The following is a 287-nucleotide window of genomic DNA, read 5'->3' as shown; positions in this document are numbered from 1 at the left end:
GAGGGTGGTAGAGGAAGGATATAACCCTAGTTATGGGGCAAGGCCTTTGAGAAGGGCCATAATGAGGCTTCTGGAGGACAGCATGGCTGAGAAAATGCTGGCAAGAGAGATCAAAGAGGGTGATTCGGTTATTGTTGATGTCGATTCTGATGGGAATGTTACTGTGCTCAATGGCAGCAGTGGTGCACCGGAGTCATTAGCAGACACATTATCCATTGTGTAGGCCGGAATCTCATTTAGCCAAAGTCTCATTTATTCAGTAACCTTTGCCAATTTGTTGTTTGTAC

General features: G+C 45.6%; 1 protein-coding gene. It reads left to right on the top strand.

The genetic code is table 11. From position 1 onward, the window contains the following. Positions 1–223, top strand: a 223-nt coding sequence (locus tag LZP73_RS20515; protein ID WP_234236814.1) for a hypothetical protein, incomplete at its 5' end; no start/stop codon positions are given. Positions 224–287 lie beyond the last annotated feature (64 nt).

It is taken from the genome of Shewanella sp. AS16 (assembly GCF_021412365.1).
Lineage (GTDB): Bacteria > Pseudomonadota > Gammaproteobacteria > Enterobacterales > Shewanellaceae > Shewanella > Shewanella salipaludis.
Note: the sequence above shows the minus strand (reverse complement) of the source record. Positions and strands in the feature narration are given on the sequence as shown.